The organism is Telluria sp. PB2R4 (assembly GCF_059685695.1).
In genome coordinates this window covers 1-24,440 of the sequence record NZ_JCASIC010000003.1, presented here as the reverse complement: position 1 = coordinate 24,440, position 24,440 = coordinate 1, and the positions used below count along the sequence as shown (strand labels likewise).

Genomic DNA, 24,440 nt, shown 5'->3' with positions numbered 1-24,440 from the left:
CGTTGTTATTGTTTGTTACGTCTGGCAAGTTTTTTGCTTACCCAATTCGTTTATACTGCTGGCATGAGTGTAACCCATGAAAAAATAATGCTGAAAAGTTTTGATGCCGACCAGGCCCGCCGTGTCCTGGAGCTCGGCCGCGAGACCCTGGCCATCGAAGCCGACGCGATCCGCGCGCTGCACGCGCGCCTCGGCGACGACGACAGTTTCGTGCGCGCCGTCCAGATGCTGGTCGGGTGCACCGGCCGCGTGGTGGTGTCCGGCATGGGCAAGTCCGGCCACATCGGCCGCAAGATTGCCGCCACCCTGGCGTCCACCGGCACCCCGGCCATGTTCGTGCACCCGGGCGAAGCCGCCCACGGCGACCTCGGCATGGTGACCACGCACGACGTGTTCATCGCCATTTCGAATTCCGGCGAATCGTCCGAACTGCTGGAAATTTTGCCGGCCATCAAGCGCATGGGTTCCCCCGTCATCTCGATGACCGGCAAGCCGCATTCGCGCCTGGCCAAGCTGTCCGAGATCCACCTCGACATCTCGGTGGCCAAGGAAGCCTGCACCCTCAACCTGGCGCCGACCACCAGCACCACCGTCACCCTGGCGATGGGCGACGCGCTGGCCGTGGCGCTGCTCGATGTGCGCGGCTTCCGCGAGGAAGATTTCGCCATGTCGCATCCGGGCGGGGCGCTGGGCCGCCGCCTGCTGACCCATGTGCACGACGTGATGCGCAGCGGCGACGCGGTGCCGAGCGTGACGCCCGACACCCCGCTGACCCGCGCACTGCTCGAGATCAGCCAGAAGGGCATGGGCATGACGGCCGTCGTCGACGACGAGCGCCGCCCGGTCGGCGTGTTCACCGACGGCGACCTGCGCCGCCTGATCGAGCGCGTGCAGGACTTTTCGAACATCGTCATCAGCGACGTGATGCACGCCAATCCGCGCCGCGTCCATCCGGAACAGCTGGCGGTCGATGCCGTCGCCGTCATGGAAGAATTCCGCATCAACCAGATGCTGGTCGTCGACCTTGAGGATCGCCTGGTCGGCGCGCTCCACATCCACGACCTGACCCGCGCCAAGGTGATCTGATGACGCCAACGGAATACATGCAGCGCGCCGCGCGCGTAAGAGTCATGATCTTCGACGTCGACGGCGTGCTCACCGACGGCAGCCTCACCTACGGCCCGGACGGCGAGGTCACCAAGACCTTCAACGTGCTCGACGGCCTCGGCATCCAGTTGCTGAACAAGACCGGCGTGCGCACGGCCATCATCAGCGCGCGCAAGTCGCCGATCGTGGTCAAGCGCGCCGCCGACCTGGGCATCCCCCACGTCTACCAGGGCATCCACGACAAGCGGGTCGGCTTCGCAGAGCTGCTCGAAGCAACCGGCGTGACGCCGGACCAATGCGGGTACATCGGCGACGACGTGATCGACCTGCCGCTGTTCACCCGCGTCGGTTTTGCCGTCGCCGTGCCGTCGGGCCACCCGGAAGTGCAGCACCGCGCGCACTACGTAACGAAGAACGCGGGTGGCCGCGGCGCCGTGCGCGAGGTCTGCGACCTCGTCATGCGCGCGCAGGGCACCTACGAACAGGCGCTCGCGCCTTATTTCGCATGAGCCTTCGCGCCTGATCGAGCATGGTCACCTATAAACGCACCGCCCACCGCTGGAAGCTCCTGACGATCATGATGATCGCGGCCTTCTGCGCATTCGGCAGCTTCTGGGTGGTGCAGCTGATGGAAAGCGAAGACGACAGCGCGCGACTCGGCGGGCCGCAGGACGAACCCGACTACATCGTCGAGAATTTCTCGTTCGTGCGCATGACCGAAGCGGGCAAGCCGAGCTACGTGGTGTCGGGCAAGCGCCTGGCGCATACGCCGCTGGGCGACGTGTCCCATGTCGAACAGCCGGTGATGGAGAGCATGACGCCCGGCCGTCCGCGTATGACCATCGTCGCAAAACGCGCCCAGATCTACCACGAGGAACACCGCGTCGAACTGCTCGGCAACGTCGACATCCAGCGTCCGGCCACGCCGACCAGCGAAGCGCTGCGCATGCAGACCCAGGCGCTCACCGTGCTGCCCGACGAAGAAATCCTCAAGACCGACAAGGCGATCGAGATGCGGCTCGGTTCCGCGACCGTGACCGGCACCGGCATGGTCGCCAACAACGCGACCCAGAAGCTGCATCTCGCCAGCCGCGGCCAGATCGTTTATCCGCCACGCCAGCGTCCCCAATAAGCGGCAGCAACAAGCCAACCCAGGACAAGCAACATGAAAAAAATTATCGCAGCCGTATTCCTCAGCCTGGCCGCCTTCGGCGCCTCGGCGGAGCGTGCCGATTCGCTCAAGCAGGCCGTGGTCCAATTCGACTCGCTCGACGTGGACGAGGTCACCCAGACCCGCGTCCTGACCGGCAACGTCGTGCTCACGCGCGGCACGCTGGTGCTGAAATCCGACCGCGCCCTGTTGAAGGAAACGCCGGAAGGCTTCATGAGCGTGACCCTCACCGCCAACAACGGCAAGACCGCCACCTTCCGCCAGAAGCGCGACGGCGGTCCCGACCTGTGGGTCGAGGGCCAGGCCCAGCGCATCGAGTATGACGAGCGCGCCGAGCTGGTGAAGCTGTTCACCGCCGCCGAGGTGCGCGAGCTGGAGGGCGGGCGCATGACCAACGAGATCAAGGGCCCGTTCATCTCCTACGACAACCGGCGCGAAGTCGCGCAGGTGCGCAACGACGCCAGCGGCGCCAGCAAGGTGGGCGGCGGCCGCGGCACCCTGATCATCGCGCCGCGCCGGACCACGGCGCCAGCAGAGGGCGCCAAGCAATGACGGCAGCCATGAACGGCGCCTTCGCCACCGCGCGCGAAGGCTGCAGCACCCTGATCGTCAAGGGCCTGCAGAAGAGCTACGGCAAGCGCCTGGTGGTGCGCGACGTGTCGCTGCAGGTGGAATGCGGCGAAGTGGTCGGCCTGCTCGGCCCCAACGGCGCCGGCAAGACCACCTCGTTCTACATGATCGTCGGCCTGGTGCCCTCGGACGCCGGCACCATCGACATCAACGGCACCGACATTTCAAGCCTGCCGATCCACCGCCGCGCGGTACTGGGCCTCTCGTACCTGCCTCAGGAAGCCTCGGTGTTCCGCAAGCTGACGGTGGAAGAGAACATCCGCGCCGTGCTCGAGCTGCAGCGGGTGGACGGCAAGGCGCTCACCAAGGACCAGATCAACGAACGCCTCGACACCCTGCTGGCGGAACTGCAGATCGAGAAGCTGCGCGAGAACCCGGCGCTGTCGCTGTCGGGCGGCGAACGGCGCCGCGTCGAGATCGCGCGCGCGCTCGCGACCAACCCGCGCTTCGTGCTGCTGGACGAACCGTTCGCGGGCGTCGATCCGATCGCCGTCATCGAGATCCAGCGCATCGTGCGCTTCCTGAAGGAGCGCAACATCGGGGTCCTGATCACCGACCACAACGTGCGCGAGACGCTCGGGATCTGCGACCGCGCCTACATCATCAACCAGGGCGCGGTGCTGGCCTCGGGACGGCCCGACGACATCATCGCCAACGAATCCGTGCGGCGCGTCTACCTCGGCGAACACTTCAGGATGTAATGAAACAGTCACTGCAGCTCCGCACCTCGCAGCACCTGGCGCTCACGCCGCAGCTGCAGCAGTCGATCCGCCTGCTGCAGCTGTCCACGCTCGAACTGCACCAGGAGATCGAGCAGATCCTGCACGACAACCCGCTGCTCGAACGTCTCGACGATCCGCTCGACCGCTCGGTGCGGCTGCTGGCCGACGGCGCCATCAATGCGGCGCCGCCGAATGGCGACGCGCCGGCCGCGGCGCCGGCACCGGAGGGCGCGGACGGCCCCAAGGCGGAGGCGGAGGGCGGGGATGACGGCGGCGACCACGGCGAACGTGGCGAGGGCGATACCGACTGGGGCGGCGAAGGCGGCGGCGCGCGCAGCGGCGACGACGAGGACGGACGCCCGCAGCTCGAAGCCGACAGCGTCACGCTGCGCGAGCACCTGGCCGAGCAGATCCGCCTGACCGGCTGCAGCGTGCGCGACCGCGTGCTGGCCGAGCTGGTGATCGATGCGCTCGACGACAACGGCTACCTCGAAGAGCCGCTCGACGACATCCATGCGCGGCTGCCGGAAGAACTCGAGATCGAGATGGACGAACTGCGCTGCGCGCTGGCGCTGGTGCAGAGCCTGGACCCGGTGGGCGTGGGTGCGCGCAGCGCGGCCGAATGCCTGGCGCTGCAGATCCGCCGCATGCCGGGCGTGCCGATGGTGACGCGGCGCCTGGCCCTGAAGATCGTCGAAGGCTACCTGGCCTGGTTCGCCCAGCGCGAATACACCAAGCTGAAGAAGGCGCTCGACTGCGACGACGAAGACCTGCGCGAAGTGCAGGCCGTGGTCCGCCAGTGCAATCCGCATCCCGGCGCGGCCTTCGGCTCGGGCGTGTCCGACTACGTGGTGCCGGACGTGATCGTCCGGCGCGCCAAGAGCGGCTGGGCCGTCACCCTGAACCCGGACGTGATGCCGAAACTGCGTGTGAACTCGCTGTACGCCAACCTGCTCAAGCAGGGCAAGAGCGAAAGCCAGATGGGCGCGCAGCTGCAGGAAGCCAAGTGGCTCATCAAGAACATGCGCCAGCGTTTCGATACGATCCTGCGTGTTGCCGAGGCAATTGTGGAGCGCCAGCGCAACTTTTTCAGCCACGGCGCGGTTGCCATGCGCCCTCTTGTCTTACGCGAGATAGCTGATACACTAGGCCTACACGAGAGCACAATCTCGCGTGTAACCACTCAGAAATACATGCTGACCCCGCACGGCATGTTTGAGCTGAAATACTTCTTCGGAAGTCACGTCGCCACCGAAGCGGGGGGAGAAGCCTCCTCGACGGCGATCCGCGCACTCATTGCGCAATTGACAGGAGCAGAAGACCCTAGGAACCCTCTATCCGACAGCAAGATCGCGGAGATGCTCGGGGAACAAGGTATGGTCATTGCGCGCCGCACGGTTGCAAAATACCGCGAAGCGCTCAAGATTCCGCCCGTCAGCCTCCGCAAATCCCTGTAAAGCCACTGCCCACTCTCACCTTGTGGCGCGGGCAGGGCACCTTCCCTAAGGAGTGTGTATGAACCTCACAATCAGCGGCCACCATCTCGAAGTTACCCCCGCCATCCGTGAATACGTTCAGAATAAGCTCGAGCGCATCACCCGTCATTTCGACCACGTCATCGATACCCACGTGTTCCTTGCGATCGACAACCTCACCGAAAAAGAAAAAAGACAGAAAGCGGAGATCAACCTACAGGTATCCGGCAAGATTCTGCACGTGGCCAGTGCCGCGCAGGATCTGTATGCGGCGATTGATACCCTGATGGACAGGCTGGACAGACAGGTTCTAAAGCACAAATCCATGCTACAAGACCATAACCACGTGGCGCACAAGCGCCTTCCGGACATCGGAGAAGCCGCTGCCGCGTAACGACGGGTAGCCGCACATCAAGCAAGGGCGTCTGAGGGGACGCCCTTTTTGCTTTTGTACACGCTTGTTACTTTTCCCGGCTTCCGTATTTGTACAAATGTTCTGTAGAATGCATGTCTTTTCGATCATAGAAGACCGTCATGACCGATACCGTCCTGACCCGCGTTGCCAATCGCACCGGCGTCATCACGCTCGACCGGCCGAAAGCCCTGAATTCTCTCTCGCTCGACATGGTGCGCGCGCTCACCGCGACCCTGTTGCAGTGGAAGGATGACGCGGGCATCGACGCGGTGGTCATCACCAGCAGCAGCGAGAAGGCCCTGTGCGCGGGCGGCGACATCCGCTTTTTCCACGAGGTAGGCCAGGCCAGCCCGATGGGCGGCAGCGCGCTGCTGGAAGACTTCTTCACCGAAGAATACGCACTGAACCACCTGATCCACTTTTATCCGAAGCCCTACATCGCGGTGATGGACGGCGTGGTGATGGGCGGCGGCATGGGTATCGCCCAGGGCGGCCCTGGCTGCGGCCTGCGCATCGTCACCGAACGCACGAAAATGGCGATGCCCGAGGTGAACATTGGCTTGTTCCCGGACGTCGGCGGCAGCCACTTCCTGTCGCACGCGCCGGGCCAGCTGGGACAATACCTGGGCCTGACCGGCCTGACGATCGGCGCGACCGATGCGCTCTACGTGGGGCTGGCCGACGTGTTCGTGCCGGGCGACCAGCTGGGCGGATTGATGGCGCTGGTGGAATCGACGGCCGGCGCGCAGTTGCCGGCGGCGATACGGAACTACGCCGCGCAGTTTGCCGCTCGCATCGGACCGAGTGAGCTGCAGGCGCAGCGCGCCGTGATCGATGCGCACTTCGGCGCCGCTACGGTGGGCGCGATCATGGCCTCGCTCGGGCGCGACGAGAACCCGTTCGCGCAAAAGGCGTTGAAGGCAATGCGCCAGCGTTCGCCCCTGATGATGTGCGTAACGCGCGAACTCCTGCAACGCGGCGCGGCGCTGGATGTGGCGGACTGCCTGCGCATGGAGCGCAACCTGGTGCGCCGCAATTTCGAGCACGGCGAAGTGCTGGAAGGCGTGCGGGCGCTGGTGATCGACAAGGACAATACGCCGAAGTGGAATCCGGCGACGCTCGACGAGGTGAAGCCGGAGATGGTGGCGCGGTTCTTCGAGCCGGTGTGGCCGGAGCATGCGCACCCGCTGCGGCATCTGACCTGATACTGATACCGGTTTTCCGTAGGGTGGGCGGCTCCCCCGCCCACGCGGTGATAGTTAACGGTGGATCAGCCGAGCCGGCAGATCAAATGTTAGTTGAACGCGCGGGCGGGAGACCCGCCCACCCTACGATGATCGACGGCGCACGCCGTATCAGACAGCCGCGTGCTTCGGCTGCTCCCGATGCCGAACGATCACCCGTTCGGTCTGCCCGAAATACGCCCCCAGCCGCTCCGCCATGTACACCGAGCGGTGCTGCCCGCCGGTGCAGCCTACCGCCACCGTCAGGTAGGAACGGTTATCCGTCTTGAACGAGGGCAGCCACTTCGCGACGAAAGCGCGGATATCTTCCAGCATCTCCACGGCGCTCGGCTGGGCGTCGAGGAAGGCGATCACCGGGCCGTCCTTGCCGGTGAGCGGGCGCAGCGCCAGGTCGTAATACGGGTTCGGAATCGCGCGCACGTCGAACACGAAGTCGGCGTCCAGCGGCACGCCGACCTTGAACGCGAAGGATTCGAAGAACAGGGTCAGCGGCGCCTGCTCGATGTCGGCCAGTTCCTTGACCCAGGCGCGCAGCTTGTTGGCCGAGAGTTCCGAGGTGTCGATCACGTGGCCGAGGTTCTCGATCGCCGACAGGCGTTCGCGCTCTTCGGCGATGCATTCGATCAGGGTGCGGCGCGAGGCCGGGTTCTCGCCCGGGCGCAGCTCGTGCGACAGCGGGTGGCTGCGGCGGGTTTCGGAAAAGCGCGCCACCAGCGAATGCGTGCTCGAGGTCAGGAACATCACCTTGACGTTGTGGCCTTCTTCCTTCAGGTGGCGCACGCTCACCGGCAGTTCCACCAGCGACTCCGCGCTGCGCGCATCGACCGCGACCGCGATTTTCTCCGTGCCTTTTTCGCTGACCGCGTAGACCAGGGCCGGCAGCAGGGCCGGCGGCAGGTTGTCGACGCAGTAGTAGCCTGCGTCTTCCAGAACGTTGAGGGCAACCGACTTGCCCGAGCCCGAAATACCGGTAATAAGAACGATGTGCATAGGGGCGATGATACCCCAAATGGCGAAGTGATCGTACCTCAGTCGCCGCTCATCGCTTGACGTTGCCGCTCCATGAATTCCTGCAGCGTGTCGATACCGCGCAGCTGCAGGATCGTGTTGCGTACCGCGGCCTCGAGCAGCACCGCGATGTTGCGGCCGGCAGCGACCGGAATCACGACCTTGCGTACCGGCAGACCCAGCACGTCCTCGGTCGGGAAGTGGAAGGGAAGGCGTTCCACTTCTTCGTCGAGCGCGCCGCGCTTGACCAGGTGGACGATTAATTTGAGGCGCATCTTGCGGCGCACCGCGGTCTCGCCGAAGATCGCCTTGATGTCCAGCAGGCCCAGGCCGCGCACTTCCAGCAGGTTCTGCAGCAGCGGCGGGCAGCGGCCCTCGATCATGTTCGGTGCGATGCGCGAGAATTCCACGGCGTCGTCGGCCACCAGGCCGTGCGAGCGCGAGATCAGTTCCAGGCCCAGCTCGCTTTTGCCCAGGCCCGAGTCGCCGGTGATCAGGACGCCCACGCCCAGCACGTCCATGAACACGCCGTGCATGATGACGCGCTGCGCCAGCTTCTTGGACAGATACACGCGCAGGAAGTCGATCACCTGCGCCGCCGGCAGCGGGGTCGAGAACAGGGGAATGTTCTGCTCGTCGCAGATGGCGAGGATGTCGGGCGGTGTCTCCAGGCCTTGCGCGATGATCAGGGCCGGCGGCCCACCGCCGATCAGCTCGCCGATCACGTGGGTGCGCGAGCTGGATTTCAGGCGGTGGTAGTAGTTCAGTTCCTGGTGTCCGAAGACCTGGATGCGGCCCGGGTGGATCAGGTTCAGGTGGCCGACCTGGTCGGCGGCCGAGGCCGCGTCGCCCGCGATCTGGCGCTCGCCGCCCGGGAAACCCGCGAACCAGCCCAGCTGGAGGCTGTCGCGGTTGTCGTCGTACAAGCGCTGGATGGTCAGCGGAGTCTGCAGCATGGGCATGTCGTCGAGTACGCGGCCAATTGCCGCGTAGACAGTGTAGCGTAACTTAGCCCAGGGCCTGCAAGCTTGGCTGCCAGTTGATGATGCGCTCGTGTACGGATTTCGGATCCGGATCGGACGCCAGCGCGCTGCGTACGGCTTCGTCCGAGAACAGCTCGGCGATTTCCGACAGGATTTCCAGGTGCTGCTGGGTGACGTGGTCTGGAATCAAGAGGAAGAACAGCAGGCTGACCGGCTGGCCGTCGGGCGATTCGAAGGGAATCGGCTCTTTCAGCCGCACGAAGGCGGCCAGCGGCGACTTCAGGCTCTTGGAGCCCTTGATCCGACCGTGCGGCACGGCAACACCATGGCCGAGGCCAGTGGAGCCGAGACGCTCGCGCGCGAACAGGTTGTCCGAGACGGTCGAGCGGGCGATGCCGCAATTGTTCTCGAAGATCAGGCCGGCCTGCTCGAAGGCGCGCTTTTTGCTGGAAACTTCCAGGTCCAGCTGCACATTATCGAGCGAGAGGATTTTGCTAAGGTTCGTCATAACGAGTGTGCACTGCACAGGGTAGCTGCTTGCGAGGCGGAATTATAGGCCTGTTTCAGGGCGGTGACATTCGAATTCGCTTCTGTACGGGCATACAGTCAACTACATGGGGACGGTTCAGCGAAAACGTAGGGTTTTGTCATGACGACGATTTACAAAAAAACGCAATTTCCGAAGCGAAATCCTGTAGAAATAGACGCAAACGGGGGCGGCTTGGCTCCGCCGCCATCTTTTCAATGTGCGATGCCTGTTTTTTGTGCAGCCGGCCGTTTGCCGTTTTGATATCGAGAAACATCCTCGAGTGTGGCTGAAAACGCACAGCTGCCTTGCACACGCCCACCGTTTGAGTTATTGACGCGCGGTACGCAGGTTGCCCGGCTTGCCGGTACTGAAATTCGCACGCCAGGGGTTGATGTCGAGCCCGCCACGGCGGGTGTAACGCGCATACACTGCCAGCTTGGTCGGCTTGCACTGGCGCAGCACGTCCATGAAGATGCGCTCGACGCATTGCTCATGGAACTCGTTGTGCTCGCGGAAGCCGATCAGGTACTTGAGCAGGCCTTCCTGGTCGATCTGCGGCCCGACATAGCGGATCTGCACGGTGCCCCAGTCCGGCTGGCCCGTGACCAGGCAGTTCGACTTCAGCAGGTGCGACACCAGGGTTTCCTCGACCGGTATTTCTCCCAGATTCGCCTTCAGCAGCTGCGGCGAAGGCACATACTGGTCGATCTCCACGTCGAGGCGGTCGAGCAGGGTGCCGTCGAGCTCGCCCATCTTCAGGCTAGCGAAGGCGTCAGGCGTGGTGATCGTGACGTGAACCGGCGCGCCGAAGGCCGCGGACAGGTCCTGGCGCAGCAGTTCGGCCAGCGCGTCGGTACCTGCCAGGCGGGTCTGGTTGAAGGAATTCAAGTAGAGCTTGAACGACTTCGATTCGACGATATTGGGCGAATCGGCGGGCGCCGTGATGGTGGCGATCGCCACTTGCGGCTTGCCGCGCATGTTCAGCCACGACAGTTCGTAGGCGTTCCAGATGTCGACGCCGAAGAAGGGGAGCGTGACGCCCGGGCCGAGGCCGATCTCCTCGCGCTTTTGCAGGCGCGGGATCGGGAACAGCAGTTCGGGGGCATACTGGCTCTGGTAGGCGGAGGATTTGCCGAGAGGCGATTGATCAGGAGTATTCATAAGGAGTTGGACGCTCGTGACGTCCATAGGGTGGGCAGATTCTGCCCACGCGTTCAACAAGAAGTTGCGTACTCGCGGTGCGGGTAACACAGCGGTAGAAAAATTAGGCACCGGCCTTCGCCGGTGCGACGGTCTTACGGTCAGGGTGCAATCAAGCGGATGCTAAGCCCCCAGGAACAACTTGTACACCGGATTGGCACTCTCATCCCAATACCGGTACCCCAGCGTCGCCAGGAACTGCCTGAACTCGTCCATCTCCGCCGCCGGCACCTGCAGCCCGACCAGTGCGCGTCCGACGTCGCCGCCCTGGTTGCGGTAGTGGAACAGCGAGATGTTCCAGTTCGGCGCCATGCTGGCGAGGAAGCGCATCAGCGCACCCGGCCGTTCGGGGAACTCGAAACGATACAGCAATTCGTCCTGCGCCAGCGCGCTTTTTCCGCCCACCAGGTGGCGGATGTGCAGCTTGGCCAGCTCGTCGTGGGTCAGGTCGAGCGTGCGGAAATCGTGCTCCTCGAAGGTGCGCGCCAGCAGGCCGGATTCGCTGCGGCTGCCCACCTGCACCCCGACGAAAATGTGGGCCTCGCGCGCATCGCTGATGCGGTAGTTGAATTCGGTGACGCTGCGCGGGCCGACCAGCTCGCAGAAGCGCCGGAAGCTGCCGCGCTGCTCGGGAATCGTCACCGCGAACACCGCTTCGCGCGATTCGCCCAGCTCCGCGCGTTCGGCAACGAAGCGCAGGCGGTCGAAGTTCATGTTGGCGCCGCAGGCCACCGCCACCAGGGTCTCGGCCTTGACCGGGTTGCGTGACATCTGCGAGCGTTCGACATAGGCCTTGGCGCCGGCGACGGCCAGCGCGCCGGCCGGCTCGAGGATGCTGCGGGTGTCCTGGAACACGTCCTGGATCGCGGCACAGATGGCGTCGGTGTCGACGATGATGATCTCGTCCACCACCTGCTGCGCGACGCGGAAGGTCTCTTCGCCCACCAGGCGCACCGCGGTGCCGTCCGAGAACAGGCCGACGTCCGTCAGTGTCACGCGCTGGCCGGCCTTCAGGCTGCGCGCCATCGCATCCGAATCGATGGTCTGCACGCCGATCACCTTGATGTCGGGCCGCACCGCTTTCACGTAGGCGCCCACGCCCGCCACCAGGCCGCCGCCGCCGATGGCGACAAAAATCGCGTGGATCGGGCCCGAGTGCTGGCGCAGGATCTCCATGCCGATGGTGCCCTGGCCGGCGATGACGTCCGGGTCGTCGAACGGGTGCACGAAGGTCAGGCGCTGTTCCTTCTCGAGCAGCAGCGCATGGTTGTAGGCGTCGGTATAGGAGTCGCCGTGCAGCACCACCTCCACGTTGGCGCCGCCGCGCGCCTTCACGGCGTCGACCTTCACCTGCGGGGTGGTGGTCGGCATCACGACCAGGGCACGGCAGCCGAGGCGGGCCGCCGACAGGGCCACGCCCTGCGCGTGGTTGCCGGCCGAGGCGCAAATGACGCCGCGCTTGAGCTGCTCCGGCGTCAGGTTGGCCATCTTGTTGTAGGCGCCGCGCAGCTTGAAGCTGAACACGCTCTGCATGTCCTCGCGCTTGAAGTAGATGCGGTTGCCCATGCGGCCGGAGAGGACAGGCGCGTATTCGAGCGGGGTTTCTTGGGCGACGTCGTAGACGCGGGCGGTCAGGATTCTCTTGAGATAATCGTTAGTCATGGTCGGCAATCGGGCAATGGCAATGCCGGCGCGGGAGGGGCCGGCGGTCCGGACGACACACACTGTTCTGCTCGGAGGGTGACCGGGGCGCGCAGGGACGATACGGCGCCCTGGGTATCAGGCTCGGCGTATCGTGTCGTTACGTTAAGTGATCCTCATTATAATGGACACCTATCGCAATTGCTCACTACCCCCTCCCTGATGATCGAAAACGCCGTCCTCTGGTTGCTGAACGTCCTCGCCGCGCCGACCATCGGGCTGACCTCGATCTTCGTCATCAGCTTCATCTCGGCCACCCTGCTGCCGCTCGGCTCCGAGCCGGCCGTGTTTGCGGTGGTGAAAGCCAACCCGGCGATGTTCTGGCCGGCGATTTTTGTGGGCACACTGGGCAACACGCTGGGCGGGGCCGTCGATTACTTCGTGGGCTACCGTGCCAAGATCGCGTTTGCCAAGGAACGCCAGAGCCGCTGGTTCGGCTGGCTCAAGAAATACGGCGCCAAGACCATGCTGCTGTCCTGGGTGCCGGGCGTGGGCGATCCGCTGTGCACGCTGGCCGGCTGGCTGCACCTGCCGTTCTGGCCGAGCGTGATGTACATGGCGATCGGGAAGTTCCTGCGCTACGTGACCATGACGGCAGTCCTGCTGTACATCCCGGACGGGTTCTGGAAGACCGTGGGGGATTTCCTGGAGCGGCTGTTCGGCTAGGCCGCGCGGAGTTGGTCGCAACGGGGCAGGGTAGTTCGACTGCCCGGGCCTCAGGTATCATGCGGGGCTCAATCAGGAAAACCATGAACAAGCCTCCCAGTCTTCTCACCCTGTTCCTTGCCTTGGCCGCACTGACCGTGTTCGGCATCGTCGGCGCCAGATACATGCTCAGTTCGCATGTGGAAACCACGGACCGGCAACTCGGCATCGTCTGGCCAGGCATTGCGGCCATGCCGGCGGGGGATCGCGACTTCCTGGTCGAACTGGCGCACACGTGCAACTTGACTACCCGCGAGCCGGTGCGCGCGGAGGTGCTCGACTGCCTGCGCTCGGTCAAGATGACGACCGATGCGAGCGCACGGCTGGAGCGTCTCGTGAGCCAGGCTCCGCAGGCGGGCGTGCAGCGCTAGGCGGGCTCGCCTTGCTTGCATGATTGCGCCGCTGGTGGGGGGAATGCATCACCCGGTCGATGACATGTAGGGGAACGCCTGCGTTCTCCAGGTAGGCCGCCCCCTCTGCCGCGCCGAGCATGTCGAGCAAGATGATGCCGACATCCACTCGCTGTGCCATCAGGTGATTGACGCGTAGTTGGCTCATGCCTGGTGATCGGCAAGGCATGAGCCCCGTGCTCAACGAAATATGGGAGCGCCTGGCCGAATCGTTCTATAATTTAGACCGATATTATCAGCATGGCCTCGATATGCAAGTTGAGTTCGGCAAACGTGCAACAACCGGCGCGCTGGCTTTCATCAGCGACAAGAACCTGATCTCGGCACGCCATTACGGTATCGAGCTGGATATCGAGGACAGTTGCGCCTCGCTGGCGGCGCGGGTCCTGCGGGCACGGACGGCTTGCCCGTGCCCGCAGGATCCCGAGATACAGCGGCAGGCCGGGATCTTCAGGGAAATCGTGCTGCACCTGTGGCCCGAGCCAGGCGACCCCGTGGTTGTCCAGTTGCGCTCGTCTGCCCGGCTGGCGCTGGCGCATATCGCCATGCTGCGCACGGGCGCCGTCAACGAGGCGGCCGACGCCGTGGCAGGATGAGCTTGGCGGTGTACAGCACCAGGATCGTGCCCGTGAAGTCGCCCGTCGCCATGACGATGAAGCCCGGCAGCAGCGCGCGTTCGGGCTCGGCGAAGGCGAACCACAGATGGTGCAGCGCCGGGCTGGCGAGTGCGTACAACAGCGAACACAGCAGCAGGCGCCGCGCCGTCAGGTTGGCGAGCGTCTCCTGCAAGCCCCAGTGGCGCTGCATGATGCGGTACACCAGGTAAGGCGCGACGCTGGCGAGGATGCCGCCCATGAAGGCGCGCACCAGGTCATCCGGGAAGAAGTAGAAGAACGATACTGCCCAGGAAACGAGCAGCAGGCCGATGGCCCCGGCGCCGCCGAACAAGAGTGTGCTGAGCAAGCGTATCCCGGCAGGGAGGTAGATCCAGTTGATACCGCGGGCAAATTCAAGCTGCGTGAAAAGGAGTTCATTGATGGCGAGCGTCGCCAGGAACAGGAAGATGGTGGTGGCCACCATGAAAAGCTGCAGTCGCAGCTGGCTCGGCGTTCGGCTCATGAATGGCTTCTTGGCTTCGATAACGTAGAATGGCAGCCGACTGGCACACCCAGCCGCAAGCTTACTTGGTCATCCGATACTGAGCAATTCGATAATCATCCATGGTCCGTCCTGCTGATCTCTACCTGCGTTTCCTGCAACTGGCCGAAGCCATCCGCGGCCTGCCGTCCCTGCCGGCCCTCGATCCGCTGGAAGAGCGCATCCTGGCCATCGTCGCCCGTGCCCAGCAGGAAAATGCACAACTATCTGTCCGCACCATGATGGCCAAACACGAACTCGGCGCGCCGGCGACGGTGCACTCGCGCCTGAAATCGATGCGCGAAAAAGGGTGGATCATGCTCAGCGATACCGACGACGCGCGGCGCAAGCAGATCGAGCTGACCCCGGACGCCTTGCTGCACTTCGACCGCCTGTCCGCCTGCATGCTGCGCGCGGCCGACGGCGGCAGCTGAACGATCGTCCCAGGCGCGCCGGCGCGGGCGTATGCAATATGCCTGCAGCCCGTCCTGTGCAAACAAATATTGCATTACAGCCAGTCTGTGCAAAGGAAATTTGCATAAACTGGTCTATCTTGGCATTTCCTTGCGTCGCCCTTTATCATTTTTCAAGCCCTCCCCAGCGTGGTGCACCGCAATAAGCTAGAATGAACGTCCTTCGGACTCGTCCGACCGCCGCTCTGCATTTACATTCTGCATCTCATGAACGCGCCCGCACACATCCATACCCTGCTCGCCGATAATGCTCCTGCACGCCTGCGCGAGATTCCCTACAACTACACCTCGTTCTCCGATCGCGAAATCGTGATCCGGCTGCTGGGTGAGTCTTCCTGGCGCCTGCTCGACGCGCTGCGCGGGGCGCGCCAGACCGGCCGCTCGGCGCGCATGCTGTACGAAGTGCTGGGCGATATCTGGGTGGTGCGCCGCAATCCCTACCTTCAGGACGACCTGCTCGACAACCCCAAGCGCCGCCAGAAGCTGATCGACGCGCTGCACCACCGCCTGGGCGAAGTCGACAAGCGCCGCGTCAGCGTGGACGTCGGCGAAGCGGATAGCACCAGCGCCGATGGCGAGGCCGCTTCCCGCAGCGCCGCCGTCGAACAGCTGCTCGCCGCCGCCCGCAAGGCGGTCGACGATTTCGCACGCGAGTTCCGCGAGACCTACGACCTGCGCAAGCGCGCCAAGCAGGTGCTCGGCGCCTACACCGACAAGCGCAACATCCGCTTCGACGGCATGCACCGCATTTCGCACGTGACCGACGCCACCGACTGGCGCGTCGAATATCCCTTCCTGGTGCTGGTGCCCGACAGCGAGGAAGAGATGGCCGGCCTGGTGAAAGGCTGCATCGAACTGGGCCTGACCATCATCCCGCGCGGCGGCGGCACCGGCTACACCGGCGGCGCGATTCCGCTCACGCCGATGTCGGCCGTGATCAACACCGAAAAGCTGATCGGCATCGGCGACGTCGAGATGACCCGCCTGCCGGGCCTGGACCACGACTACGCCACCATCCATACCTATGCCGGCGTGGTCACCCAGCGCGTGTCGCAGGCGGCCGAGAAGGCCGGCTTCGTGTTCGCGGTCGATCCGACCTCGGCGCACGCCTCGTGCATCGGCGGGAACATCGCCATGAACGCGGGCGGCAAGAAGGCCGTGCTGTGGGGCACCGCGCTCGACAACCTGGCCTCGTGGCGCATGGTCGACCCGAATGGCGACTGGCTGGAAGTCACGCGGATGGACCACAACCTGTCGAAGATCCACGACGCGCCGGTGGCCACCTTCAAGCTGGAGTGGACGCATCCGTCGACCAGGGGGGCGCCCAAGGGGGAGCCGTTCCGCACCGAGACGCTCACCATCGAAGGCAAGCGCTTCCGCAAGGAAGGCCTGGGCAAGGACGTCACCGACAAATTCCTGGCCGGCCTGCCGGGCATCCAGAAAGAGGGCACCGACGGCCTGATCACCTCGAGCCGCTGGATCCTGCACAAGATGCCGAAGTTCACCCGCACCGTGGCGCTGGAATTCTTCGGCCAGGCGCGCGACGCGATTCCGTCGATCGTCGAGATCAAGGACTACCTCGACAGCCTGCCGAAGAACGGCGACCCGGCCTTTGCCTCGCTGCGCCTGGCGGGCCTGGAACACCTGGACGAGCGCTACCTGCGCGCGGTCGGCTACGCCACCAAATCCAAGCGCGGCGTGCTGCCCAAGATGGCGCTGTTCGGCGACATCGTCGGCGACGACGAGAACGCGGTGGCGATCGCCGCCTCGGAAGTGGTCCGCCTGGCGAACACCCGCGTCGGCGAAGGTTTCGTCGCCGTGAGCGCGGAAGCGCGCAAGAAGTTCTGGCTCGACCGCGCCCGCACCGCGGCGATCGCGCGCCACACCAACGCCTTCAAGATCAACGAAGACGTGGTGATCCCACTGAACCGCATGGGCGAGTACACCGACGGCATCGAGCGCATCAACATCGAGCTGTCGATCAAGAACAAGCTGCAGCTGGCCGAAGCCCTGCACGCCTACCTGTCGAACGAGCACCTGCCGATCGAGAAGAGCGACGACGCCACCGGCGACACGGTCGACCGCGAAGAGATCCTGGGCGACCGCCCGCAGCAGGCGGTGGCGCTGATGCAGCAGGTCGCTGCGCGCTGGGGCTTCATTCTCGCCAACCTCGACCAGAAGCTGGGCGACGTGCGCGGCAAGCTCGATGAACTGGGCCTGGACCACCTGTCGAGCGGCCTCGACCAGCGCATCGGCAACCAGCCGGATGCGCTGCTCTTCGACGTGGTGCAGGACCACACCATCCGCGTCTCCTGGAAACAGGAGCTGCGCGCGCCGCTGCGCCAGATCTTCAACGGCGCCGCCTACAAGTGCATCCTCGACGAATGCACCGCCATCCACAAGCGCGTGCTGCGCTCGCGCGTGTTCGTGGCCCTGCACATGCACGCCGGCGATGGCAACGTGCACACCAACCTGCCGGTGAACTCGGACGACTACGCGATGCTGCAGGACGCCCACCAGGCCGTCGAGCGCATCATGAAACTGGCGCGTTCGCTGGACGGCGTGATCTCGGGCGAGCACGGCATCGGCATCACCAAGCTCGAATTCCTCACCGACGAAGAGATCCGCGAGTTCCGCGACTACAAGGAACGCGTCGACCCGGAAGGCCGCTTCAACAAGGGCAAGCTGCTGAACACGACGGCGGTGTCGGCCGACCTGACCAACGCCTATACGCCCTCGTTCGGCCTGATGGGCCACGAGTCGCTGATCATGCAGCAGAGCGACATCGGCGAGATCGCGGGCAGCATCAAGGACTGCCTGCGCTGCGGCAAGTGCAAGCCGGTCTGCACCACCCACGTCCCGCAGGCGAACCTGCTGTACTCGCCGCGCGACAAGATCCTGGCCACCTCGGCCCTGATCGAAGCCTTCCTGTACGAAGAGCAGACCCGCCGCGGCGTGTCGATCCGGCACTGGGAAGAATTCGAGGACGTGTCCGACCACTGCACCGTGTGCCACAAATGCGTGACGCCGTGCCCGGTCGACATCGACTTCGGCGACGTCTCGATGAACATGCGTAACCTGCTGCGCAAGATGGACAAGCGCAGCTTCAAGCCGGCCAACCGCGCCGCCATGTTCTTCCTGAACGCGACCGATCCGACCACCATCAACGCCACCCGCAAGGTGATGGTCGACTGGGGCTACAAGGCCCAGCGCCTGGGCAACCAGATGCTGCGCGGCCTGGCCAAGCCGCAGGTCGAAGCGCCGCCCCCGACCACCGGCAAGGCGCCGGTGCGCGAGCAGGTGATCCACTTCATCAACAAGAAAATGCCGGGCAACCTGCCGAAGAAGACCGCGCGCGCGCTGCTCGATATCGAGGACGACAAGGTCATCCCGATCATCCGCAACCCGAAGGCGACCAACGCGGATACCGAAGCCGTGTTCTACTTCCCGGGCTGCGGCTCGGAGCGCCTGTTCTCGCAGGTGGGCCTGGCGACCCAGGCGATGCTGTGGGAAGTGGGCGTGCAGACCGTGCTGCCGCCGGGCTACCTGTGCTGCGGCTACCCCCAGCGCGGCGCCGGCCAGTACGACAAGGCCGACAAGATGGTGACGGACAACCGCGTGCTGTTCCACCGCATGGCCAACACGCTGAACTACCTGGACATCAAGACGGTCGTGGTGTCGTGCGGCACCTGCTACGACTCGCTGGCTAACTACGAGTTCGACAAGATCTTCCCGGGCTGCCGCCTCATCGACATCCACGAATACCTGATGGAGAAGGGCGTGAAGCTCGAAGGCGTCACCGGCACCCGCTACATGTACCACGACCCCTGCCACACGCCGATGAAGATGCAGGATTCGCTCAAGACCGTGAACGCGCTGGTCTCGACCGTCGACAACGTCAAGATCGAGAAGAACGACCGCTGCTGCGGCGAGTCGGGCACCTTCGCCGTCAGCCGTCCGGACATCGCGACCCAGGTGCGTTCGCGCAAGCAGGGCGAGATGGAAAAGGGCGCGGATAAGCTGCGCGAGGACGGCTTCAAGGGCGACGTCAAGATCCTGACCAGCTGCCCATCCTGCCTGCAGGGCCTGTCGCGCTACAACCACGATTCGGGCACCACCGCCGATTACATCGTGGTCGAAATGGCCAGGCATCTGCTGGGCGAGAACTGGATGCCCGACTACGTCGCCCGCGCCAACAACGGCGGCATCGAGCGGGTGCTGGTATGAAGGAAAAAATGACGGGAGTGCGGCGCGAGCCGGGCTGCGAACTGTGCGAGCTGGCGGTGCCGAGCGTCTGGCAGAACGAGAAGCTGTCGGTCATCCTGGTCGACGATGCGGCCTATCCGGGCTTCTGCCGCGTGATTCTCCGCGAGCACGTGCGCGAGATGAGCGACCTGCCGATCGATGACCGCCTGCTGCTCAACGAGGCCGTGTACCAGGTCGAGAGCGCGGTGCGCGAGGTCATGCAGCCGTTGAAGGTGAACGTGGCCAGCCTCGGCAACGTGGTGCCGCACCTGCACTGGCACGTCATTCCGCGCTATGCGGACGATGCGCACTTCCCGGCGCCGGTGTGGGCGGCCGCAAGCCGCCAGACTGACGAAGCCACCCTGGCCGCACGCCGGGCACTGCTGCCCGATCTCGCCGCCGCGATCGCCAAACGTTTCAACGAATGACAGGAAGCACCATGCGCAACCCACAAGAGATCACCGTGCGCCAGAAGTCGCGCGTGCTGGAAATCGCCTTCGACGACGGCAGCGCCTTCTCGATCCCGTTCGAGCTGATGCGCGTGTACTCGCCCTCGGCCGAAGTGAAGGGACACGGTCCGGGCCAGGAAGTGCTTCAGGTCGGCAAGCGCGAAGTCGGCATCACGGGCGTGGAGCCGGTCGGGAACTATGCGATCAAGCCCCTGTTCGATGACGGTCACGGCAGCGGCATCTTCACCTGGGATTACCTGTACAAGCTGGGCAGCGAGCAGGACGCGCTGTGGCAGCAGTACCTGGGCCGCCTGCATGCGGCGGGCTTCGACGGCGACAGCGGCCGTGAGCCGGGCACCGAACTGCCGGGCGCGGCGCCGAAGTCGGGCTGCGGAAACCAGCACTGAACCGTAGGGTGGGCGGGTCTCCCGCCCACGCGTGCAACTCCCGGTCGAGCAGCGCTGCGGCCAAAAGCAAAAGAGCACATCCATGGATGTGCTCTTTCATTTGGCCTGCCCGCTCAGCGCGGAGGGCGGAGCATTACGCCTGCGGCTGGATGTTCGCAGCCTGCTTGCCTTTAGGGCCGGCAGTAATGTCGAAGCTCACGCGCTGGTTTTCCGCCAGCGATTTGAAGCCTTGGGTGTTGATGGCCGAGAAGTGTGCAAAGACGTCTTCGCCCCCGCCGTCAGGGGTGATGAAGCCAAAACCTTTTGCGTCGTTGAACCACTTTACAATGCCAGTCGCCATGGTAATTCCCTCGTGAAGTTTATTTATCTTATTGCGTAGTCGGCACTCTCAGGAGGTTTGAAACCAGCGGCGTGCTCAACGTTGCAAAAATGATTATAGAGACAATTTGTTGAAAGGGAAGCACGATTTTCAATCGTGCCCCTCTTTTTTTCATTCTCGCCGCTGGTCTCCAGCAGCGGCCCTGCTAGCCATCAGAAACCTGGCAGAAACCTATCAGAAGCTGAGCGGCATCCGTATCGTCAATGACACATCCGGGGTATCACGGGTGACGCCGGCGCCTACTGCGATGCTCAGCGAGCGTTTTTCGTTGAAACGGTAGGAGTAGCCGAGCAGCAGGGTGCCGAGCTGGGTCCGGACCGACCCTGGCACGTTCCTGCCGTTCTGTTTCATGCGCCCGATCGTGCTGTGGTCATAGCCGAGGCTGAGCGAGGCCTTGTCGTTCAGTGCCAGGCCCATGCCGAAGTTGAAGCCGATGATCGCGCCGGGTTCCAGTTCGCCCAGCGGTTCGCGGATGTTGTTGCGCACAAGGCGCTGCACGTCGCTGCGCTTGAAGTTGTGCAGGTAGCTGAGGTTGCCGAAGAAGACCGCCGGATCGGACGGGAACAGCCAGGTCAGGCTGCCCTGCAGCGAATGGAAGCCCGAACCTGTCGGCAGCGTCAGCGGCAGGCCGGTGCCGGTCACGTTCTCGCCGATGCAGCGTGTCTGGCAGTCGGTGACGACTTCGAACGGGTCCTTGCCGGTGACCGATTTGTAACGCAGTCCACCAATGTAATAGGCCTTGTCCGGGCCGCCGCTGTTGAGCTGGTAGCGGCCGGCGACCTCGACGTCGCCCATGTCCTTGCCGCTGGTGCTGAACACGCGCTCGACCGCGGTGCCGGTGAAGATCTCACGGCTGACCGTGGCGTCCGAGCGGTACACATAGGGCAGCTTGACCTCGACTTCCATCCGGTTGTTCAGGCCGGTACGGGCGGTGAGCGAGCCGGTGAAGGTATTGCGCTTGACCTCGCGCACGTCCACCAGGCCGATCAGGAGCGCCGGGATCACGGTATAGCCGACCAGCGCGACGCGGTTGCTCGACGAGTAGCCGAACTGCAGGGCCGGCTCGAGGATGTACTTGCCGCGCGGCGTCAGCACGCCCGGGGCCTCGAACAGCGGCGCTACCTCGGGAGGGCGCTGGTCTTTCGGATTGCGGGAGGCTGTATTCTGCTGGGCCTGGGCGGGCGCACGCGCTGCCGGCTGGACCGGGCCTGAAGCAACGGGCGCCGGGGCCGGGCGGTTATTGTTGGGGGCGCTGTTCTGCGCGGTCTTTGGCACCGGATTCGCTGGATTGCCGGGCGCAGTCTGCGCGCCGCTGTTCTGCCCGCCCGTGCCCCGCTGTTCGGACAGCAGCAGGTCGTCGGCGCGCGGCGGCAGTTCGATGTTCTCGGCCAGGACCGGCCTGGCCTCGTCGCGCCCCTCCTCGATGCGTTCGATCTTGGCGCGCTGCGCCTGCAGCTCGCGCACCAGCTGGTCGACCAGTGCGCGCTGGGCGGCCAATTCGGCCTTGAGCGTCGCCAACTCGGCGCTCTTGTCGGCTTCGGGGGACGGCGCCTGCTGGGCATGGGCGACCGGGACCAGCAGCATTGCCGCCAGCCCGGCAGCGCGCAGGCGCGCGACGTGGGTAGACATGCGTTTCTCCATCGGCAATTGATAATATTGCAATATTACAGGCTTCCTGCCGAGCGCACGATTGCGTCGCGAATGGTTCCGTGAAAATTAATGTCCTTGAGCAGCGCCATGCTGTTGACGGTCGAAGAGATGGTGGTCTGGGCAAGGATGGCCTGATGGTCCAGGCTGTTCTGCACAAAGGTTGCGCCGCTGCCCAAGCCGATATCGTTGGGAGCGTAGTTGCTGCCGCCAATCTGGATCAGGCGGGCCGTTCCGAGCGCATCGCGTGCCTGCAACAGCTGGTCGGCGTTCATCGAAGCGACGTCTGGAATAATGACATTGGTGCGCGACAGCACTTCGCCGTTGACGGACACCACGCGCTCGATCCCCAGCGAGATGTTCAGGCCGCCTGGTACGTCGAACCCGCCGCGAGCGCCGTCCAGGATGGCGGTATCCACCGGCGCCCATTCATCGGTGCCGACGATGGCGGTCTGTTCCTGCGCCCCGGCCGCATTGCAGGCTCCGGCCAGCAAGATGGCCGCGATCGCCCGGCATGCGTAGTTGAACGAGTACATGGAAATCCTCTCAAAAATCGCCAGGACCGAACTTCGGCAGGCTCTGGCTGTACTGTTCCTGGTTGATGCCGGTGCCTAGCGGCGCACGCGGGGCGCTGCGCCAGTCGTCAGCGCCGTTGAACGCCACTGTGCCCGGATATTTATGCACCACGAACAGCAGCTTGTTGGCCCACAGTTCCATGAAGCGCTCACGCGTCACGGAACGAGCGCCGCTGGACGGATCGCCCAGCAGGATACGGCCATCCTCGGCGCCTTTGATGACGACGAAATGGTTATAGCCACGGTCGCTGATCAGGACGATTGCCGGCAGCTTTGCTTCGAGAAGCTTGTCGAGTGGCTGCTGGAAGCCGTCGCCAATGAATCCGCGCGTGGCCAGGTAGCGCTTCATGTCGAGCATCGAGAAGCCCTGCTGGCGGATCTTGGCCTGGTCGCCGCTCAGGAACATCTTCTCGAAAATTTCCTTTTCGTTGACCGGGGTGTTGTAGTGGTAGGTCAGCAGGGTGGACAGGGCGGCCGATCCGCAGCTGAAATCGAATTGTTGACGCGTGGTCTTGCGAAACTTGATGTCTTTTAAAGAGGTGACCGGCACTGTCGCGCGCTGGCCGACAGCCAGCTCGATCGACGATGCCAGGCACCCGGGCGCCAGCGACATACCGCAGATGGCGGCAGAAATGGCAAACAACTTTTTCATAAAGCTTTCATGCTTATTGAAGCCGGAGATTGATGACGGTAGCGTTCTGGATCAGCACGTTCGAGCCGCTGTTCTGGATCACCATGGGCAGTCCCTGCGCGTTGGCGAAGGAACCATTGTCGATGACGTTGTTGCCGCTGACGGTATTCACCGCGGTATTGTTGCCCACTGTTCCGCCCAGTACGGCTTCCGTATGGACAGTGTCGTCCTTGCCGGTGGTGCGTCCCAGGCGATCCGCCGAGGCGGCTTCACCCCAGGTATTGTCGGTAGCAGGCGCCACTTTCACGTCGTACAGGAAGCTGATCTTGACCGGCAGCTTCTCCGGATCGGCGGCCTGGACCGCCAGCGGTAGCGCGACCAGCGCCGCCAGCACGAATCGGTTCACAGGTTTCATAGAGTTCCCCTCGGAAAACCGCCGCGCAGCCGGTGCCGCGCGGCGGGTATTACTGGACTTACTGGCCGACGTTCATGTTCGACTGAACGTTGACGCTCTGCTGGATCAGCGACGAGAAGCCGTTGTTCTGGCTGATCACCGAGACGCCTGCAGCCGACTGGGCGATGTTCGACATGGTGTTCGACATGTCGAAGGTGCCGGTGCTGACGGTCTGGGTGCCGCCAGCGCCGCCGGTGCCTGCGCCGCCAGCGCCGCCGGTAGCTGCACCGCCGGTGTTGGTGCCGCCCGCGCCGCCGGCGCCCGAGGTGTTGCTGCCGCCAGCGCCGCCGTCACCGCCTGCGCCGCCGGTTGCCGCGCCCGAGCTTGCGTCGCCGCTGGTCGAGGTTCCGCCGGTGGCTGCGCCGCCGGCCGCGCCTGCGCCGCCGGCATTCGACGCGTCGCCACTCGCTGCGCCCGAACCGCCTGCGCCGCCGGCCGCACCTGCACCGCCGGAGCCGCCTTCTGCACCGGCACCACCGGCGCCGCCGGCTGCACCTGCACCACCTGCACCGCCTGCGCCGCCCATGCCGCCTTCGCCGCCTGCTGCGCCTGCGCCGCCGGTCGAGGTGCCCGAAGCGCCTGCGCCGCCGGTCGAGCTGCCTTCAGCGCCTGCGCCGCCGGTCGCGGGGCCGGCAGCGCCAGCACCACCCCCGCCCCCGGCGCCCCCCGAGCCCGACGCGCCAGCGCCGCCGGGGCCGGCGCCGCCCGCCCCCCCCCTGCCGGGCACGGCCGCCCCCGTGCCG

Annotated in this window: 26 protein-coding genes and 1 pseudogene; 15 read left to right on the top strand and 12 right to left on the bottom strand. The window is 64.6% G+C overall.

Features of this window, described 5'->3' with window-relative positions; translation table 11 throughout:
* Positions 1–63: 63 nt before the first annotated feature.
* The 8 genes from AC56LU_RS06235 to AC56LU_RS06200 all read left to right on the top strand — a co-directional run bounded on the left by AC56LU_RS06235 (position 64) and on the right by AC56LU_RS06200 (position 6,725).
* The gene (locus tag AC56LU_RS06235) at positions 64–1,086 is read left to right on the top strand and encodes a KpsF/GutQ family sugar-phosphate isomerase (protein WP_497174745.1); all 1,023 of its coding nucleotides are present in this window, start codon (positions 64–66) and stop codon (positions 1,084–1,086) included.
* Entirely contained in the window at positions 1,086–1,616 is a 531-nt protein-coding gene (locus AC56LU_RS06230) for a KdsC family phosphatase (protein WP_497174744.1), read from the top strand. The genes AC56LU_RS06235 and AC56LU_RS06230 overlap by 1 nt, the downstream gene beginning before the upstream one ends.
* 20 nt (positions 1,617–1,636) lie before the next feature.
* The gene (gene lptC, locus AC56LU_RS06225; protein WP_497174743.1) at positions 1,637–2,239 is read left to right on the top strand and encodes an LPS export ABC transporter periplasmic protein LptC; all 603 of its coding nucleotides are present in this window, start codon (positions 1,637–1,639) and stop codon (positions 2,237–2,239) included.
* A gap of 33 nt (positions 2,240–2,272) precedes the next feature.
* Complete coding sequence (lptA, locus tag AC56LU_RS06220; protein ID WP_497174742.1) at positions 2,273–2,830, top strand: lipopolysaccharide transport periplasmic protein LptA; 558 nt, start codon at positions 2,273–2,275, stop codon at positions 2,828–2,830.
* On the top strand, positions 2,827–3,609 hold the full coding sequence (gene lptB / locus AC56LU_RS06215; RefSeq protein WP_497174741.1) for an LPS export ABC transporter ATP-binding protein: 783 nt from the start codon (positions 2,827–2,829) through the stop codon (positions 3,607–3,609). The genes lptA and lptB overlap by 4 nt, the downstream gene beginning before the upstream one ends.
* Complete coding sequence (locus tag AC56LU_RS06210) at positions 3,609–5,087, top strand: RNA polymerase factor sigma-54 (protein WP_497174740.1); 1,479 nt, start codon at positions 3,609–3,611, stop codon at positions 5,085–5,087. Before lptB ends, AC56LU_RS06210 begins: the two co-directional genes overlap by 1 nt.
* 58 nt (positions 5,088–5,145) lie before the next feature.
* Positions 5,146–5,499, top strand: a complete 354-nt coding sequence (gene hpf / locus AC56LU_RS06205) for a ribosome hibernation-promoting factor, HPF/YfiA family (RefSeq protein ID WP_497174739.1) — start codon at positions 5,146–5,148, stop codon at positions 5,497–5,499.
* A gap of 140 nt (positions 5,500–5,639) precedes the next feature.
* Positions 5,640–6,725 (top strand): enoyl-CoA hydratase/isomerase family protein, encoded by a 1,086-nt coding sequence (locus AC56LU_RS06200; protein WP_497174738.1) that lies wholly within the window; start codon positions 5,640–5,642, stop codon positions 6,723–6,725.
* A 150-nt stretch (positions 6,726–6,875) separates the two neighbouring features.
* On the opposite strand, the gene rapZ is transcribed toward AC56LU_RS06200, so the two are convergent.
* The 5 genes from rapZ to ilvA all read right to left on the bottom strand — a co-directional run bounded on the left by rapZ (position 6,876) and on the right by ilvA (position 12,146).
* Positions 6,876–7,754, bottom strand: a complete 879-nt coding sequence (gene rapZ, locus AC56LU_RS06195) for an RNase adapter RapZ (protein ID WP_497174737.1) — start codon at positions 7,752–7,754, stop codon at positions 6,876–6,878.
* A gap of 38 nt (positions 7,755–7,792) precedes the next feature.
* Positions 7,793–8,728 (bottom strand): HPr(Ser) kinase/phosphatase, encoded by a 936-nt coding sequence (hprK, locus tag AC56LU_RS06190; RefSeq protein ID WP_436107849.1) that lies wholly within the window; start codon positions 8,726–8,728, stop codon positions 7,793–7,795.
* 52 nt (positions 8,729–8,780) lie between these two features.
* Positions 8,781–9,263 carry a PTS sugar transporter subunit IIA gene (locus AC56LU_RS06185; RefSeq protein ID WP_497174736.1) on the bottom strand — a complete coding sequence of 161 codons (483 nt, stop codon included), beginning with the start codon at positions 9,261–9,263 and terminating at the stop codon, positions 8,781–8,783.
* A 348-nt stretch (positions 9,264–9,611) separates the two neighbouring features.
* Positions 9,612–10,445, bottom strand: coding sequence for an NADPH-dependent 7-cyano-7-deazaguanine reductase QueF (gene queF, locus AC56LU_RS06180; RefSeq protein WP_497174735.1), 834 nt, complete (start codon positions 10,443–10,445; stop codon positions 9,612–9,614).
* Positions 10,446–10,607: 162 nt separating this feature from the next.
* A complete protein-coding gene (ilvA, locus tag AC56LU_RS06175; RefSeq protein WP_497174734.1) occupies positions 10,608–12,146 on the bottom strand; it encodes a threonine ammonia-lyase, biosynthetic in 1,539 nt (512 codons plus the stop codon).
* Between the two features lie 201 nt (positions 12,147–12,347).
* Here ilvA and AC56LU_RS06170 point away from each other — a divergent pair, with 201 nt between their 5' ends.
* From AC56LU_RS06170 to AC56LU_RS06160, 3 genes are all read left to right on the top strand, one after another.
* Positions 12,348–12,851 (top strand): YqaA family protein, encoded by a 504-nt coding sequence (locus AC56LU_RS06170; protein WP_497175130.1) that lies wholly within the window; start codon positions 12,348–12,350, stop codon positions 12,849–12,851.
* Between the two features lie 83 nt (positions 12,852–12,934).
* On the top strand, positions 12,935–13,261 hold the full coding sequence (locus AC56LU_RS06165; protein ID WP_497174733.1) for a hypothetical protein: 327 nt from the start codon (positions 12,935–12,937) through the stop codon (positions 13,259–13,261).
* A gap of 206 nt (positions 13,262–13,467) precedes the next feature.
* Positions 13,468–13,896 (top strand): hypothetical protein, encoded by a 429-nt coding sequence (locus AC56LU_RS06160; protein WP_497174732.1) that lies wholly within the window; start codon positions 13,468–13,470, stop codon positions 13,894–13,896.
* Here the strand turns inward: AC56LU_RS06160 and AC56LU_RS06155 are convergent.
* Entirely contained in the window at positions 13,865–14,419 is a 555-nt protein-coding gene (locus tag AC56LU_RS06155) for a hypothetical protein (protein ID WP_497174731.1), read from the bottom strand. The two genes, AC56LU_RS06160 and AC56LU_RS06155, sit on opposite strands and share 32 nt — an antisense overlap.
* A gap of 101 nt (positions 14,420–14,520) precedes the next feature.
* Between AC56LU_RS06155 and AC56LU_RS06150 the strand changes: the two genes are divergently transcribed.
* The 4 genes from AC56LU_RS06150 to AC56LU_RS06135 all read left to right on the top strand — a co-directional run bounded on the left by AC56LU_RS06150 (position 14,521) and on the right by AC56LU_RS06135 (position 20,011).
* A complete protein-coding gene (locus tag AC56LU_RS06150) occupies positions 14,521–14,871 on the top strand; it encodes a winged helix-turn-helix domain-containing protein (RefSeq protein WP_497174730.1) in 351 nt (116 codons plus the stop codon).
* Between the two features lie 246 nt (positions 14,872–15,117).
* A complete protein-coding gene (locus tag AC56LU_RS06145; RefSeq protein WP_497174729.1) occupies positions 15,118–19,137 on the top strand; it encodes a DUF3683 domain-containing protein in 4,020 nt (1,339 codons plus the stop codon).
* Between the two features lie 8 nt (positions 19,138–19,145).
* Complete coding sequence (locus AC56LU_RS06140) at positions 19,146–19,583, top strand: HIT family protein (protein ID WP_497174728.1); 438 nt, start codon at positions 19,146–19,148, stop codon at positions 19,581–19,583.
* Between the two features lie 11 nt (positions 19,584–19,594).
* Entirely contained in the window at positions 19,595–20,011 is a 417-nt protein-coding gene (locus AC56LU_RS06135; RefSeq protein WP_497174727.1) for a gamma-butyrobetaine hydroxylase family protein, read from the top strand.
* A 133-nt stretch (positions 20,012–20,144) separates the two neighbouring features.
* Here the strand turns inward: AC56LU_RS06135 and AC56LU_RS06130 are convergent, their stop codons facing one another.
* The 6 genes and pseudogenes from AC56LU_RS06130 to AC56LU_RS06105 form a co-directional block, all read right to left on the bottom strand.
* The gene (locus AC56LU_RS06130; protein WP_497174726.1) at positions 20,145–20,351 is read right to left on the bottom strand and encodes a cold-shock protein; all 207 of its coding nucleotides are present in this window, start codon (positions 20,349–20,351) and stop codon (positions 20,145–20,147) included.
* A gap of 213 nt (positions 20,352–20,564) precedes the next feature.
* A complete protein-coding gene (locus AC56LU_RS06125; protein ID WP_497174725.1) occupies positions 20,565–22,019 on the bottom strand; it encodes a coiled-coil domain-containing protein in 1,455 nt (484 codons plus the stop codon).
* A 35-nt stretch (positions 22,020–22,054) separates the two neighbouring features.
* Positions 22,055–22,573, bottom strand: coding sequence for a hypothetical protein (locus tag AC56LU_RS06120; RefSeq protein ID WP_497174724.1), 519 nt, complete (start codon positions 22,571–22,573; stop codon positions 22,055–22,057).
* Positions 22,574–22,583: 10 nt separating this feature from the next.
* Positions 22,584–23,264, bottom strand: a complete 681-nt coding sequence (locus AC56LU_RS06115) for a C39 family peptidase (RefSeq protein WP_497174723.1) — start codon at positions 23,262–23,264, stop codon at positions 22,584–22,586.
* Between the two features lie 13 nt (positions 23,265–23,277).
* Positions 23,278–23,658, bottom strand: a complete 381-nt coding sequence (locus AC56LU_RS06110; protein WP_497174722.1) for a hypothetical protein — start codon at positions 23,656–23,658, stop codon at positions 23,278–23,280.
* A gap of 58 nt (positions 23,659–23,716) precedes the next feature.
* Positions 23,717–24,440 (bottom strand): annotated as a pseudogene (locus tag AC56LU_RS06105) (hypothetical protein); the annotation flags it as partial.

Excerpts from the sequence above, each read along its gene's own strand:
- AC56LU_RS06235 (WP_497174745.1), top strand. The coding sequence starts at position 64 with ATGAGTGTAACCCATGAAAAAATAATGCTGAAAAGTTTTGATGCCGAC.
- AC56LU_RS06230 (WP_497174744.1), top strand. The coding sequence starts at position 1,086 with ATGACGCCAACGGAATACATGCAGCGCGCCGCGCGCGTAAGAGTCATG.
- lptC (WP_497174743.1), top strand. The coding sequence starts at position 1,637 with ATGGTCACCTATAAACGCACCGCCCACCGCTGGAAGCTCCTGACGATC.
- lptA (WP_497174742.1), top strand. The coding sequence starts at position 2,273 with ATGAAAAAAATTATCGCAGCCGTATTCCTCAGCCTGGCCGCCTTCGGC.
- lptB (WP_497174741.1), top strand. The coding sequence starts at position 2,827 with ATGACGGCAGCCATGAACGGCGCCTTCGCCACCGCGCGCGAAGGCTGC.
- AC56LU_RS06210 (WP_497174740.1), top strand. The coding sequence starts at position 3,609 with ATGAAACAGTCACTGCAGCTCCGCACCTCGCAGCACCTGGCGCTCACG.
- hpf (WP_497174739.1), top strand. The coding sequence starts at position 5,146 with ATGAACCTCACAATCAGCGGCCACCATCTCGAAGTTACCCCCGCCATC.
- AC56LU_RS06200 (WP_497174738.1), top strand. The coding sequence starts at position 5,640 with ATGACCGATACCGTCCTGACCCGCGTTGCCAATCGCACCGGCGTCATC.
- rapZ (WP_497174737.1), bottom strand. The coding sequence starts at position 7,754 with ATGCACATCGTTCTTATTACCGGTATTTCGGGCTCGGGCAAGTCGGTT.
- hprK (WP_436107849.1), bottom strand. The coding sequence starts at position 8,728 with ATGCTGCAGACTCCGCTGACCATCCAGCGCTTGTACGACGACAACCGC.
- AC56LU_RS06185 (WP_497174736.1), bottom strand. The coding sequence starts at position 9,263 with ATGACGAACCTTAGCAAAATCCTCTCGCTCGATAATGTGCAGCTGGAC.
- queF (WP_497174735.1), bottom strand. The coding sequence starts at position 10,445 with ATGAATACTCCTGATCAATCGCCTCTCGGCAAATCCTCCGCCTACCAG.
- ilvA (WP_497174734.1), bottom strand. The coding sequence starts at position 12,146 with ATGACTAACGATTATCTCAAGAGAATCCTGACCGCCCGCGTCTACGAC.
- AC56LU_RS06170 (WP_497175130.1), top strand. The coding sequence starts at position 12,348 with ATGATCGAAAACGCCGTCCTCTGGTTGCTGAACGTCCTCGCCGCGCCG.
- AC56LU_RS06165 (WP_497174733.1), top strand. The coding sequence starts at position 12,935 with ATGAACAAGCCTCCCAGTCTTCTCACCCTGTTCCTTGCCTTGGCCGCA.
- AC56LU_RS06160 (WP_497174732.1), top strand. The coding sequence starts at position 13,468 with ATGAGCCCCGTGCTCAACGAAATATGGGAGCGCCTGGCCGAATCGTTC.
- AC56LU_RS06155 (WP_497174731.1), bottom strand. The coding sequence starts at position 14,419 with ATGAGCCGAACGCCGAGCCAGCTGCGACTGCAGCTTTTCATGGTGGCC.
- AC56LU_RS06150 (WP_497174730.1), top strand. The coding sequence starts at position 14,521 with ATGGTCCGTCCTGCTGATCTCTACCTGCGTTTCCTGCAACTGGCCGAA.
- AC56LU_RS06145 (WP_497174729.1), top strand. The coding sequence starts at position 15,118 with ATGAACGCGCCCGCACACATCCATACCCTGCTCGCCGATAATGCTCCT.
- AC56LU_RS06140 (WP_497174728.1), top strand. The coding sequence starts at position 19,146 with ATGACGGGAGTGCGGCGCGAGCCGGGCTGCGAACTGTGCGAGCTGGCG.
- AC56LU_RS06135 (WP_497174727.1), top strand. The coding sequence starts at position 19,595 with ATGCGCAACCCACAAGAGATCACCGTGCGCCAGAAGTCGCGCGTGCTG.
- AC56LU_RS06130 (WP_497174726.1), bottom strand. The coding sequence starts at position 20,351 with ATGGCGACTGGCATTGTAAAGTGGTTCAACGACGCAAAAGGTTTTGGC.
- AC56LU_RS06125 (WP_497174725.1), bottom strand. The coding sequence starts at position 22,019 with ATGTCTACCCACGTCGCGCGCCTGCGCGCTGCCGGGCTGGCGGCAATG.
- AC56LU_RS06120 (WP_497174724.1), bottom strand. The coding sequence starts at position 22,573 with ATGTACTCGTTCAACTACGCATGCCGGGCGATCGCGGCCATCTTGCTG.
- AC56LU_RS06115 (WP_497174723.1), bottom strand. The coding sequence starts at position 23,264 with ATGAAAAAGTTGTTTGCCATTTCTGCCGCCATCTGCGGTATGTCGCTG.
- AC56LU_RS06110 (WP_497174722.1), bottom strand. The coding sequence starts at position 23,658 with ATGAAACCTGTGAACCGATTCGTGCTGGCGGCGCTGGTCGCGCTACCG.